The sequence below is a fragment of the Clostridium sp. CMCC3677 genome (assembly GCF_023845585.1).
Classification (GTDB): domain Bacteria; phylum Bacillota; class Clostridia; order Clostridiales; family Clostridiaceae; genus Clostridium; species Clostridium aquiflavi.
Genome location: NZ_JAMQHS010000003.1, coordinates 163014 through 176419, shown reverse-complemented (window position 1 = coordinate 176419; position 13406 = coordinate 163014). Strand labels below are relative to the sequence as shown.

At 27.7% G+C, this 13406-nt stretch carries 11 protein-coding genes; 10 read left to right on the top strand and 1 reads right to left on the bottom strand.

Going from position 1 to position 13406, the window contains the following annotated elements; translation table 11 throughout:
• The first annotated feature begins 3 nt into the window (after positions 1–3).
• The 5 genes from ppdK (at position 4) to NG901_RS04625 (ending at position 5986) form a co-directional block, all read left to right on the top strand.
• Positions 4–2637, top strand: a complete 2634-nt coding sequence (ppdK, locus tag NG901_RS04645; protein ID WP_252212582.1) for a pyruvate, phosphate dikinase — start codon at positions 4–6, stop codon at positions 2635–2637.
• Between the two features lie 284 nt (positions 2638–2921).
• Entirely contained in the window at positions 2922–3539 is a 618-nt protein-coding gene (locus NG901_RS04640; RefSeq protein ID WP_252212581.1) for a hypothetical protein, read from the top strand.
• The gene (locus tag NG901_RS04635; protein ID WP_252212580.1) at positions 3540–4304 is read left to right on the top strand and encodes an ABC transporter permease; all 765 of its coding nucleotides are present in this window, start codon (positions 3540–3542) and stop codon (positions 4302–4304) included.
• A complete protein-coding gene (locus NG901_RS04630; RefSeq protein ID WP_252212579.1) occupies positions 4297–5010 on the top strand; it encodes an ABC transporter ATP-binding protein in 714 nt (237 codons plus the stop codon). The genes NG901_RS04635 and NG901_RS04630 overlap by 8 nt, the downstream gene beginning before the upstream one ends.
• A gap of 22 nt (positions 5011–5032) precedes the next feature.
• Positions 5033–5986, top strand: a complete 954-nt coding sequence (locus tag NG901_RS04625; protein WP_252212578.1) for an NrtA/SsuA/CpmA family ABC transporter substrate-binding protein — start codon at positions 5033–5035, stop codon at positions 5984–5986.
• A 348-nt stretch (positions 5987–6334) separates the two neighbouring features.
• On the opposite strand, the gene NG901_RS04620 is transcribed toward NG901_RS04625, so the two are convergent.
• A complete protein-coding gene (locus tag NG901_RS04620; protein WP_252212577.1) occupies positions 6335–7402 on the bottom strand; it encodes a CotS family spore coat protein in 1068 nt (355 codons plus the stop codon).
• Between the two features lie 186 nt (positions 7403–7588).
• On the opposite strand from NG901_RS04620, the gene NG901_RS04615 reads away from it, so the two are divergent.
• The 5 genes from NG901_RS04615 (at position 7589) to NG901_RS04595 (ending at position 13381) form a co-directional block, all read left to right on the top strand.
• Positions 7589–8617 carry a deoxyguanosinetriphosphate triphosphohydrolase gene (locus NG901_RS04615; RefSeq protein WP_252212575.1) on the top strand — a complete coding sequence of 343 codons (1029 nt, stop codon included), beginning with the start codon at positions 7589–7591 and terminating at the stop codon, positions 8615–8617.
• A 250-nt stretch (positions 8618–8867) separates the two neighbouring features.
• Entirely contained in the window at positions 8868–10646 is a 1779-nt protein-coding gene (dnaG, locus tag NG901_RS04610) for a DNA primase (RefSeq protein WP_252212573.1), read from the top strand.
• A gap of 5 nt (positions 10647–10651) precedes the next feature.
• Entirely contained in the window at positions 10652–11776 is a 1125-nt protein-coding gene (gene rpoD, locus NG901_RS04605) for an RNA polymerase sigma factor RpoD (RefSeq protein ID WP_252212571.1), read from the top strand.
• A gap of 92 nt (positions 11777–11868) precedes the next feature.
• Positions 11869–12555, top strand: coding sequence for a tRNA (adenine(22)-N(1))-methyltransferase (locus tag NG901_RS04600; RefSeq protein ID WP_252212570.1), 687 nt, complete (start codon positions 11869–11871; stop codon positions 12553–12555).
• Positions 12556–12589: 34 nt separating this feature from the next.
• Complete coding sequence (locus tag NG901_RS04595; protein WP_252212569.1) at positions 12590–13381, top strand: Nif3-like dinuclear metal center hexameric protein; 792 nt, start codon at positions 12590–12592, stop codon at positions 13379–13381.
• Positions 13382–13406: the final 25 nt, after the last annotated feature.

Below are 13406 nucleotides of genomic sequence, written 5' to 3'. Positions count from 1 at the left end.
GATATGACCAAAAAGTATGTTTATCTTTTCAATGAGGGAAATGCTTCAATGAGAAATTTACTAGGAGGTAAAGGTGCAAATTTAGCAGAAATGACTAATTTAGGCATTCCTGTACCTTATGGGTTCACAGTTACAACTGAAGCATGTAACAAGTACTATGAAGATGGTAAAGCTATTTCAGATGAAATTATAAATGAAATTTATAATAGTTTACAAAAACTTGAAAGTGTTAGTGGAAAAGAATTTGGAAACAATAAAAATCCACTATTAGTATCAGTAAGATCTGGAGCAAGAACATCAATGCCAGGAATGATGGATACTATTTTAAATTTAGGATTAAATGATGAAGTAGTAGAAAGCATGGCTAAATTAACTAATAATCCTAGATTTGCGTATGATTCTTACAGAAGATTTGTTCAAATGTTTTCAGATGTTGTTATGGGTATAGAAAACAGATTATTTGAAAATAAAATTGAAGAAATTAAAGATAAAAAAGGGGTAGAATTTGATACAGATTTAGATGAAAATGATTTAAAAGTATTGGTATCTGAATTTAAAGCAATATATAAAAAGGAAAAAGGGGAAGATTTCCCACAAAATCCTAAAACTCAGCTAATTGAAGCTGTAACTGCAGTATTTAGATCATGGAATAATCCTAGAGCTATTGTTTATAGAAGACTTAATGATATTCCAGGTGAATGGGGTACAGCAGTAAATGTACAAGAAATGGTTTTTGGAAATAAGGGTGAAACATCTGGAACAGGTGTTGTATTTTCAAGAAATCCAGCAACAGGAGAAAATGTTATTTATGGTGAATACTTAATGAATGCACAAGGTGAAGATGTTGTAGCAGGTATAAGAACACCACTTCCAATATCAAAGTTAAAAGAACAAGATCCTAAGATTTATGAGGAATTTGTTAATATTGTAAGTAAATTAGAAAATCATTATAAAGATATGCAAGATATGGAGATAACTATAGAAGAAGGAAAGTTGTATTTCTTACAAACCAGAAATGGTAAAAGAACAGCTCAAGCAGCATTAAAAATAGCTGTTGATTTGTTTAATGATGGAATGATAACTAAAGAAGAGGCTGTATTAAAAGTTGAACCTAAACAATTAGATACATTGCTTCATCCTACATTCTATACTGAGGCATTAAAAAAGGCCAATCCTATTGCTAAAGGCTTACCAGCATCTCCAGGAGCAGCTTGTGGTAAAATTGCATTTACAGCTGAAGAAGCTAAAGATAGAGCTGCTTTAGATGAAGATGTTATTCTGGTAAGGCTTGAAACATCTCCAGAAGATATAGAAGGTATGGTTGCCGCTAAAGGTATATTAACAGTAAGAGGAGGAATGACTTCTCATGCAGCTGTAGTTGCTAGAGGAATGGGAACTTGCTGTGTAGCAGGCTGTGGAACTATTAAGGTAGATGAAATTAAGAGAACTCTTAGAGTTGGAGATAAAGTATATACATCTAATGATTTTATTTCCATAGATGGTACTTCAGGAAATGTATATGGAGAAAAAATAAAAACTGTTATACCAGAAATATCAGGTTATTTTGCAACATTTATGTGTTGGGCTGATGAAATAAGAAAATTAAAAGTTAGAGCTAATGCAGATACACCAAAGGATGCCAAACAAGCGGTTGAATTTGGTGCAGAAGGAATCGGACTTTGCAGAACTGAGCATATGTTCTTTGCAGAAGATAGAATAATGGCAGTAAGACAAATGATTACATCTAAAGATGAAGAACAAAGAAGAGTTGCACTTGACAAAATATTACCAATGCAAAGAGGAGATTTTATAGGGATATATGAAGCTTTAGAAGAAAGACCTGTTACTATAAGATTGTTAGATCCACCTTTACATGAATTTTTACCAAGTACAGAGCAAGATATAATGACATTATCTAAGGAAATTGGATTAACTTTTGAAGAGTTAAAGCTTACAGTTGATAATTTACATGAATTTAATCCAATGATGGGCCATAGAGGTTGCCGTCTTGCGGTATCATATCCAGAAATAGCAGAGATGCAAACAAGAGCTATTATAGAAGCTGCTATAGAAGTTAAAACTAATAAAGGATATAATATTATTCCAGAAATAATGATACCTTTAATAGGTGATTTAAAAGAATTAAAATACGTAAAAGATGTAATAAAAAATACTGCAGAATCAGTATTAAAAGAAAAAAATATTGATTTAGAATATAAAATAGGAACAATGATAGAAATACCAAGAGCAGCATTAACAGCTGATGAAGTTGCAAAAGAAGCTGAATTCTTCTCATTTGGTACTAATGATTTAACTCAAATGACATTCGGTTTCTCAAGAGATGATGCTTCTAAGTTCTTATCTGATTATTATGATAAGAAGATATATGAACAAGATCCATTTGCTAAATTAGATAGAAGTGGTGTTGGAGCTTTAATTAAAATCGCAGTAGAAAAGGGCAGAGAAACAAGACCTGATATTAAATTAGGTATATGTGGAGAACATGGTGGAGATCCATCATCAATCGAATTCTGTCATGATTTGGGACTTAATTATGTTTCTTGTTCACCTTTTAGAGTACCACTTGCTAGACTTGCAGCAGCACAAGCACAAGTTAAGAATAAAAGACAAATGTAAGAGAAGTTAATAAAAAATGTAATTTATCAAAAAAAGTCTTATATAATGAGGGGTTAGAGCATATTTCATTATAAAATTATAGGGTATTATAACTTAATTTCAGTATTGATTTTAAGTATAATGCTCTATTTTTATACAATTTATTAATGAAAATTTTACTTGGAGTAAAATGCTAAAAGTAAGAAACTTATTAAAAGTTAAATTTAATAAAAAAGTTGACATGCTATAATGGGAGACAGTATAATTATAAAGAAAATGATAATCAAAATCAATAAGGGGAAAAAATGAGCAAATTTTTATGGATTAATCCCGTAGCGGAGAAGATGTATGGAAAAGATATAAATACAATAGAAGAAGCGTTGATTAAAAAGGGTTATGTATTAGTAAGCTGTGAATCACAGTTAGATTATGTGAAAAAACAATATAAATCATATGCAGAGAAAAATAAAAATACTATTTTAGATTGTAGATGTCCACAAACTATTAAAGTATTAAAAGAATATGAATTAACAGATGGATATGATGTTCCAGATATTGAACCAATTTTAATTAGAACATCAAGAGTTTTATATGATAAATATATATCTAAAGAAAACGATTCTTTAATTATTACATGTCCATGTACTCAACTAAGAGATTTTACTGCAAAAAAGTTAGAAGATAAAAAAGAAATTATAGTATTAACATGGAAAGAGTTTATTGAAAGCGAAGGAATGAAATCTTTAGGCAAAATTAAAGCATCACCAATACCATTAGGATTTTTTGATAATACATTTGAAAACGTATTGAAATTATCAAATGAAGATATGATAATTTCAGCTATTAAAAAAAATCAAAAGAAATATGATATTATAGAAATGTTATATTGTAAAGATGGATGTAATAATGGAGATGGTCTATAAATGAAGATATGGAAACATATAAAAGGATATTTAATTTTTATAATCTTATTAGCTGCCTGGCAGATTGTTTGTGATATAGGAATTTGGAGTAGTTATATATTACCAACACCCCAAAAAGTATTTAATACATTCATAAATATGATTCAGAATGGAAGTATTTTTATACATATTTATACTAGCATGAGACGTGTATTTATTGGATTTGGAATTAGTGCAGTAATTGGAATTCCATTGGGAATAGCATTTGGAATGAATAACAATATATATGAGTATTGGAAGGTAATATTAAACTTTTTAAGAAATGTTCCACCTTTAGCAATGATACCAATGCTAATTTTATGGTTTGGAATAGGAGAAAGCACTAAAATAATAATTATTGTTTTAGCAGCATTTTTCCCAATATTCACAAGCACATTAAAGGGAATTCGTAATTGTGATCCTAAATTAATAGAAGTTGGAAAAGCATTTGAAATAAATAGATTACAAATAATAACAAGAATAATCATTCCTAATGCATTATTAGATATAGTGGTTGGATTAAAGTTATCATTAGGTTATAGCTTTAGGGCTATTATTGGTGCAGAATTAATTGCAGCATCATCAGGTCTTGGTTATCTTATTTCAGATGGTAAAGAAATGTCTAGAACTGATATTGTAATAGTAGGGATTATAGTAATTGGAGTATTAGGTGTAATTTGTGACTTTTTATTTGCTAAGCTTGTTAAAAAAGTAAGCAAAGGGAAGACGGTGGAAGCATATGAATAGCTCAAAATATAAATTAAAAAATGTTAATAAGATATATGAAATAAATGGACAGGAACATGTAGTATTAGAAGATATTTCATTAGATATATATTCAGAAGATATTACTGTAATACTTGGTGCAAGTGGTTGTGGAAAAACTACATTATTAAGAATTATTGCAGGGTTAGAGGAATTAAGTAATGGAAATATTGAATTTATTAAAGGAGATAAAAAAATAAAACCTAAGGTTGGATTGGTATTTCAAGAAAGTCGACTTATGCCATGGTTAAATGTTAGTGAAAATATAAATTTTCATAGAAAATCTTCCAAGAAAGATATAGAGTTATATCTTTCCATGATGCGGTTAGAGAAGTTTAGAAATTCATACCCTAATGAATTATCAGGGGGAATGGCACAAAGGGTAAGTATTGCACGAGCACTTTCATTTGAACCAGATTTTTTATTAATGGATGAACCTTTTTCGGCATTAGATTATTTTACACGAATGGATATGCAAAATGAGGTAATAGCAATTCATAAGGCTACTAATAAGGGAGTTATTTTTGTAACTCACGACATAGATGAAGCTTTAACTATAGGTACAAATATTATTGTGTTTACAAGTGACATGAATCTTAAACAATTTAATGTAAAGCAACAAAATAATGATGCTTTAGAAAATATTAAATTGAAAAAAGAAATTTTAAAAATATTAAGATATAAATAATAGAAAGAACAGGAGATAAAAAATGAATTTAAAAAAGATATTAACTACAGTATTAACATTAACATTGGTTACAACAAGTATAATTGGGTGTAAAACTACAAAAACAAATAATGAATTAAAAGAGATAAATCTTACATATGTAAAAGCACCACTAAATGTACCATCTATTCTTCAAAAAAATGATAATCTATTTAGTAATGAATTTGCTGATGATGGTATTACAGTTAATTTTCATGAAATAACATCAGGACCAGATCAAACTCAAGCTTTAGCAGCAGGAGAATTGGACTTTTTACATGCTCTAGGTGGCACATCTGCATTAATTGCAGCATCAAATGGCGTTGAACTAGAAATATTAAACACATATAGTAGATCTCCAAAAGGATTTATGATTTTGGCTAAAAATGAAGCTATTACGTCAGTAAAAGATTTAGTAGGTAAAAAGGTAGCTGGACCTAAGGGAACAATATTACATCAAGTATTAATTGCATCTTTACAAAGTGAAGGATGTAGTATTGATGATGTAGAATTTATTAATATGGGAATTGCAGATGCAGCTACAGCGTTAGAAGATGGAAGTATAGATGCTGCCTTGATTGCAGGACCAACTGCACTAAAGGCAATAAATTCAGGTAGTAGAGTTATAGCTAATGGTGAAGGATTAGTTGATGGAATTATTGTAACAGCAGTAAGCAAAGAATTTGCGGAAAAAAACCCAGAAATAGTTAAAAGATTTTTAAAAGTAGAAGAAGAAACATTAAATTATATAAAATCAAATTATGAAGAAGCAATGGAAAAGGTTGCAAATGAGGTTGGTTTAACAGTTGAAGAAACAAAAGAAATGTATGCATGGTATGATTTTTCTTTAGAAATAACAGATGCTGATATGAAATCATTAGAAGAAACACAAGAATTTTTAATACAAAATGGACTTCAAGAAACTAAAGTTGATGTTAAAGAATTACTATATAAATAGTTCAAGATATTTTGATTATGAGTAAATCAAAGAGATAAATAAAAAACCTTCTGAAAAGTGGTATTGATGATTTAGGAAAAGGTAATTCAGATATATTAAATACAGAAATTCATTGTATATGATAGCAGTAGTACAAGCTCAGGTTAAAAATAGTAGATAATAGTAAAAGATAAATTATATGTTGAAATAAAATATAAAAAGCACGTAATGGTAAATTCCATTGCGTGTTTTTTATTGTACAAAAAATTATAAAATTTTTATTTGCTTAAGTTTAATAATATCAATGGTCTTAGGAATATTGAATAGTAAAAATACTAACCACGAAGTAAAAGTGGTACAGCCACTTTTTTATACCAAAAGTATATTAAATTCATTTTTTATATTCATCAGTAATTCTAATGCAAAGTTATATTGAGTAGTACTCTTTGATGTTGTATTTTTTAAGAGTGTTAAAAAGGCAGTTTTATTGCATTTTGATATATTTCTATAATAATCCCTTGAAATTCTCCAATATTTTTGAGGAAAACAAATATAGGATAATAAATATCTTAAATCAGAAGGTGTTAATTTAAAGATTTCATTATAGGTTTTTATTATAGATAAAGCTAAATCAACATTCCAATTTGTATTTTCACGTTTAAGAAGTCTACGCATAAAGTAAGCTAAGTCTTTAGCGCAATAATCGATTTTACATTTATCAAAATCTATTATGCATGTTTCTAAATCTTTAGTGAAAATTATATTCTTATTTACATAATCACCATGACATAATGAAGTGCTTAAGTCTTCATTATCAATATTGTAAGCTATATCTAAAGAGAGTTTTGCAAGATATAAATTAACATCAAAATTAGATATAAATTCTTTAGAAAAATCATCCTTATATTTGAAAGCTTGATTAGATATAGTTAATAATTGTTCAAAATGTTTTAAGGTTGATATGTAGTAATCATCAAGACCTACCTTATATGAACTTCCTAGAATAGGTTGAAAATCTGTTGAAATTAGATGCATATTAGCAAGTTTTTTTATAGAAAGTATAACGTGGTTTAGATCATCAAAATTACATTTTACACCGTCAATCCAAGGTGTTAGTATAAATAGCATGTCTGAATAAGATACAAATCTATTATTATCAGTAGTGGGAATAAATTTTGGAACTTGTATACCGTATCTGTAAACCCATTCATTAGCAGAATATACATATAGTAAATCGGGTAAATCATAATAAACTTTTTTTAAACAATAGCATTTATTATTAGCTTCTACTTTATATACAGCTCTTTGTTTAGCAGTATCTTTAAATTTAACTACGTCTACCTTAGCATTTTGTAAATTATAATGTTTTAAAACAGTGTTTTTTATTATATCAGGTGATAGATTTGATTTTTCTAATAAATTTAATTCTGGTTCCATAAAATACTTCTCCTTATAAATTTATTCATTACTATGATATTAATAAAAAACTATAAATATACATAAAAAAGGAAATAAAAAATTAAAGTATAACAATAATTAATAAGGTTTTGGTAAATAATAATTTTATGAATTTATAAAGGATTTTAATGATATATATAGAATAGATAAGAAGAGGTGAAGTATATGAATATAAGGGAAAAAATTGAGTATTTTGAAAACTTGACATTTATTAAGGAAGCCTCTTTTTCCTCTCACTCTTTAGGAAGGAATAAACAAGAAGATGATGATGATATTAGAACTTGCTATATGATTGATAGAGACAGAATTATTCATAGTAAGTCATTTAGAAGATTAAAACATAAAACTCAGGTATATATAAAAACATTTGGTGATCATTATAGAACCAGATTAACTCATACCTTAGAAGTTGCACAAGTAGCTAGGAACATAGGCGTTGGTATCGGATTAAATGAAAATTTAATTGAAGCTATAGCGTTAGGACATGATTTAGGTCATGTTGCATTTGCACATAATGGAGAAGAGGTTTTAAATGAATACTTAGAAGAAGGCTTTAGGCATAATGAGCAAAGTGTTAGAGTTGTAAATAAGTTGGAGAATGATGGAGAAGGACTTAATTTAAGTAAAGAAGTTCTTGATGGAATACTAAATCATAGTGGATTTGGTGGGAAAAGTAATAAATCATTAACATTAGAAGGCACTGTAGTAAAGTATAGTGATAAAATTGCTTATTTAAATCATGATATAGATGATTCCATAAGAGCTGGCTTATTAAAAGAAAGTGATATTCCAAGTGATATAAAAAAAGTATTAGGTAATTCTTCAGATGAGAGAATGGAAAAATTAATTAAAAATTTTATAAAAACATCAAACAATAATATTGAAAATGGAATCAAGAAAGTTTCCTTAGATGAAGAAACTGAAGAAATAATGATTAAACTTAGAAAATTTATGTTTGAAAATATATATTTAGGAGATACATTAAAGGTGGAAAGAGATAAGGCGAAATTTATATTAAGGCAACTTTTAAATTACTATAGTAATAAACCGGAAGAAATGCCGGAATTATATAAGGATATAGTAGAAAAAGAAGGTTTAGAAAGAGGTGTTGCAGATTATATAGCTGGAATGAGCGATGATTACTGTTTATCTTTGTTTAATAGATTGTATGTTCCTAAATTAGTAATATATTAGCTGTTTAAATAAATTTATAATGGTAAAGCTAGAATCAAGAATATCTAATGTATTCTTGTAGTATAAAATACCAATAAATTGGGCAAACAAATTTTGTGATGAAAAAAGAGGATTATAAGGTAAAAAAAAGAATTATTAATTCAATGACATAATATAAAAAAATTTTTTTGGATAATTAAGAAGGAAAAGTGAGTATGATGTCGAATATTATATAATTGTTGAAAAATTAAGTAAGGAGGGAGATGTCTCCTTGCAAATTCCACAAGAAATTATTGAAAAAGTAAAAGAACAAACTGATATAGTGGATATTATATCAGAAAGTGTAAGATTAAAGAGAACAGGAAAAAATTATATAGGGTTATGTCCGTTTCATAGTGATAAAACACCATCATTTAGCGTTTCGCAAGAAAAGCAAATATATAAATGTTTTGCATGTGGAGAAGCTGGTAATGTTTTAACCTTTATTATGAAACAAAAAAATCTTACATTTGTAGAAGCGGTAAAGTATTTAGCTAATAAAGCTAATATTCCTATAAATCTACATTCTAACGAAACGCCTCAGTTTATTAAAAAGAGGGAGATATTATATAAAATTAATGTAGAAACTGGAAGATATTACTTTACTAATTTGCAAAAAATACATTTAGCAAAAGATTATTTTCTTAACAGAGGAATAAAAGAAGCAACTATAAAGAAGTTTGGACTTGGATATTCTAAGAATAGTTGGAGAGATCTGATTACTTATTTAAGAACTAAGGGATATAAAGATGACTTTTTAATAGAAGCAGGATTGGTTTCAAAAAATCAAGAGAAAGGAAATATATATGACAGATTTAGAAATCGAGTTATGTTTCCTGTTTTTGATGTGAAAGGTAGAGTCATTGGGTTTGGAGGAAGAGTATTAGATGATTCAAAACCTAAGTATTTAAATTCACCTGAAACTACAATATTTCAAAAAGGAATTAATCTTTATGGATTAAATTTTGCAGTCAAAAACAAGCTTAAAGAGGATTATATGATAATTGTTGAAGGGTATATGGACTTAATAACGCTTCATCAGTATGGGGTAACAAATGTTGTTGCGTCATTGGGAACAGCTCTAACTAACAATCAAGCTAAACTCTTAAAGCGATATACGAACAATGTTATTATATCATATGATGCAGATATTGCAGGGCAAACAGCTACTTTAAGAGGTCTTGAGATACTTAGAAATTCTGGTTTTGAAGTTAAGGTACTTGTAATTCCACAAGGAAAAGATCCAGATGAGTTTGTAAGAAGTAATGGAAAAGATGCTTTTTTAAAACTAGCAAGGGAAGCACTACCTTTAATTGAATACAGAATTAAAAGAATAAGAGAAGGCATAAATTTAAAGGACAGAAATAATTTAATTAGGTATGGAGAAAAAGTAGCAGAAATTTTAGCAGACTTAAATCCAGTAGAAAAAGATGTATATATAAAGAAAATTTCAGAAGATACTGGTATAAAAGAACAGGCACTATATGATTTACTTTCACAAGTAATGTCAAAAAACCAAAAAGAAGATAATTATGTGAATAAAAAGGAATATTTTGGAACAAAATTATATATAGAGCCTGCATATTTAAAAGCGGAAAGAGCTTTACTTAAATTAATGTTAAACGAAGAAATCTATGACCAAATTAAAGATAGTATGAGCTTAGAGGATTTTATATTAGATTCTCATAAAAGAATATATTCTTTAATATTAGAAGCTAAAAATGAAAATTCTAATAATGTAGAATCATATGTGGAAAATAGATGTGATGAAATTGAAAGTTCAAAAGAATGGATTGAGATAAAAGAACTTGAGATTCTAGACCTAAGTAACAAAGATAAGTTAATCAATGATTATTTAAATGAAGTAAAGTGTTTTAAACTACAATTAGAAATCAATGATTTAAAAAATGAACAAAAAAGATTGGAAGATAAGGGAATGATTGAGGAGTCTATAAAACTTGCAGTTAAGTTAACAAATTTAGAAATATTGAAAAAAAGAAAGAGAGGTTAATGGTCATGGCAGAAGGAGGTAAAGAAAGTATGGAGCAAAAAGTTAAGAATAAGACCGAAAAAGGAAAAGAAGATAAAAGTGCTAAAATGGCCATGGTAAAAGGTCTGATTGATAAAGGTAAGAAAAATGGTTCTTTGACTTATAAAGAAATTATGGATGAAATAGATCATATAGATTTAAGTCCAGAGCAAATAGAAAAAATTTATGAAGTACTTGAAATGATGGGAATTGAAGTAATCGGTGGTGCAACTGATGCACCAGAAGTTGAAGAAGAGATAGATTTAACAGTTTTAGAAGGAATTGCAATAGATGACCCTGTTAGAATGTACTTGAAGGAAATAGGTAAAGTACCTTTATTATCATCAGAACAAGAAATAGATTATGCTAAGAGAATTGAAGAAGGCGATCCAGTAGCTAAGAAGAAACTTGCAGAAGCTAATTTAAGATTAGTAGTAAGTATAGCTAAAAGATATGTTGGTAGAGGTATGTTATTCTTAGACTTAATTCAAGAAGGGAACTTAGGTCTTATAAAAGCAGTAGAGAAATTTGACTATAGAAAGGGTTTTAAATTTTCTACTTATGCAACATGGTGGATTAGACAGGCAATAACTAGAGCCATTGCGGATCAAGCTAGAACTATTAGAATACCAGTTCATATGGTAGAAACTATCAATAAGTTAATAAGAGTTCAAAGACAATTATTACAAGAATTAGGTAGAGATCCTTTCCCAGAAGAAATTTCAAAGGTAATGGAATTACCAGTAGATAAAGTACGTGAAATTCAAAAAATCGCTCAAGAGCCAGTATCATTAGAAACACCTATTGGTGAAGAAGAAGATTCTCACTTAGGTGACTTTATACCAGATGATGAAGCTCCAGCTCCAGCAGAAGCAGCAGCATTTACAATGCTGAAAGAACAATTAATAAATGTATTAGATACTTTAACTCCAAGAGAAGAAAAAGTTCTAAGACTAAGGTTTGGACTAGATGATGGAAGAGCTAGAACCCTTGAAGAAGTAGGAAAAGAGTTTAATGTAACAAGAGAAAGAATTAGACAAATTGAAGCTAAAGCATTAAGAAAGCTTAGACATCCATCAAGAAGTAAGAAATTAAAAGATTATCTAGATTAAAAAGCACCTTTACAGGTGCTCTTTTTTATAGTATAAGAAATTATAGAATTTTTTGAAATTTAAATAATGATAAATAGAAGAGGAGATAAATTATGGATTTAAGCAAAAGATTAAATTGGATATTAGAATATGTTGATAAATGTGATGCTGTAATGGACGTAGGAACTGATCATGGATATATACCAATTTACTTAGTAAAAAATAAAATGGTAAAAAAAGTAATTGCAAGTGATATAAATAAAGATCCACTTCAAAAAGCAAAGATTAATGCTTCATTAGATGGAGTTATAGATAAAATAGATTTACGTTTAGGGGGAGGTCTTTCACCTTTAAAGAAGAATGAAGTACAAGGTGTGATAATAGCTGGAATGGGTGGAAATCTAATAAGAGATATATTAGAAGAAGATATTAATAAAGTTAAAAAATTAGATTATTTAATTCTTCAACCAGCTCAAAATCCAGAAGTATTAAGAGAATACTTATATAATAACAATTATGAGATTTTAAATGAAGACTTATGTTTTGATGAAGGTCAATTTTATGAATTATTTAAGGTGAAATATAAAATGGGAGAAAACACCAAATTAGATCCTATATTTTATGAAATAAGTCCAATAATGTTAAAAGAGAATAATAAGTTAATAAAAGAATATATAAAGATTAAAATTGAAAAATACAATAAAATTTTAAGCTTTATAAAAGAAGAAACTGAATCTGCTAAATTAAGAAAAGAAGAACTACATAATAAAATAAAAATGCTAGAAAACTTTATAAAATAATAGCTATTGAAAAAAATACAATGGAGGGATTTATATGGTTTTAGTAAAAGATATTGCAAATATCATTGAGGAAAAAGCTCCTAAATTTTTAAAAGAGGATTTTGATAATGTTGGATTAATGGTTGGAGATGAAAATAAAGAAGTAAAAACAGTTTTATTAGCTTTAGACTGTACTAAAAAAGTTATAAAAGAAGCTATTGATAATAAAGTTGACTTAATAATAACTCATCATCCTCTAATATTTAAAAAGCCTAAAAGTATAATAAATGGAGATTTATTAGGTGATAAAGTTATAGATTTAATAAAAAATGATATAAGTTTATATTCATGTCATACTAATTTAGATTCTGCTAAGGATGGAATTAATGATGCATTACTTGAATTATTAGATTTGAAATATAGTAAAATAATTGAAAGTTCTAATATTAAAGGATTTGAAGAATGTGGACTAGGCAGAATTGTAGAACTAGAAAAAAATATTAATATTGAAGAAATAGTAAGTAATCTTAAAGAAAAACTAAATATTAAAAATATGAGAGTTGTAAAAGGTGATAATCATATAAATAAATTAGCAATAATTAATGGTAGTGGTCAAGATTTTTTCTATATGTGTAAAGAACTTGGAGTAAATTGCATAATAACTGGTGATACAACTTATCATTTTGCTTCTGATTTTAAAGAATATGGGATCAATATAATAGATGCGGGACATTTTTCAACTGAATGGTTAGCATTTATAAAAAGTTTAGAATTCTTAAAGAATAAATTTAAAGAAATAAAGTTTATAGTTTCAGAAAAATGTGAAGATCCATATGATTTTATTTAACTAAATTAAGTAATATCTGCATATA

Excerpts from the sequence above, each read along its gene's own strand:
- NG901_RS04640 (WP_252212581.1), top strand. The coding sequence starts at position 2,922 with ATGAGCAAATTTTTATGGATTAATCCCGTAGCGGAGAAGATGTATGGA.
- NG901_RS04625 (WP_252212578.1), top strand. The coding sequence starts at position 5,033 with ATGAATTTAAAAAAGATATTAACTACAGTATTAACATTAACATTGGTT.
- rpoD (WP_252212571.1), top strand. The coding sequence starts at position 10,652 with ATGGCAGAAGGAGGTAAAGAAAGTATGGAGCAAAAAGTTAAGAATAAG.
- NG901_RS04620 (WP_252212577.1), bottom strand. The coding sequence starts at position 7,402 with ATGGAACCAGAATTAAATTTATTAGAAAAATCAAATCTATCACCTGAT.
- NG901_RS04615 (WP_252212575.1), top strand. The coding sequence starts at position 7,589 with ATGAATATAAGGGAAAAAATTGAGTATTTTGAAAACTTGACATTTATT.
- NG901_RS04630 (WP_252212579.1), top strand. The coding sequence starts at position 4,297 with ATGAATAGCTCAAAATATAAATTAAAAAATGTTAATAAGATATATGAA.
- NG901_RS04600 (WP_252212570.1), top strand. The coding sequence starts at position 11,869 with ATGGATTTAAGCAAAAGATTAAATTGGATATTAGAATATGTTGATAAA.
- NG901_RS04595 (WP_252212569.1), top strand. The coding sequence starts at position 12,590 with ATGGTTTTAGTAAAAGATATTGCAAATATCATTGAGGAAAAAGCTCCT.
- ppdK (WP_252212582.1), top strand. The coding sequence starts at position 4 with ATGACCAAAAAGTATGTTTATCTTTTCAATGAGGGAAATGCTTCAATG.
- NG901_RS04635 (WP_252212580.1), top strand. The coding sequence starts at position 3,540 with ATGAAGATATGGAAACATATAAAAGGATATTTAATTTTTATAATCTTA.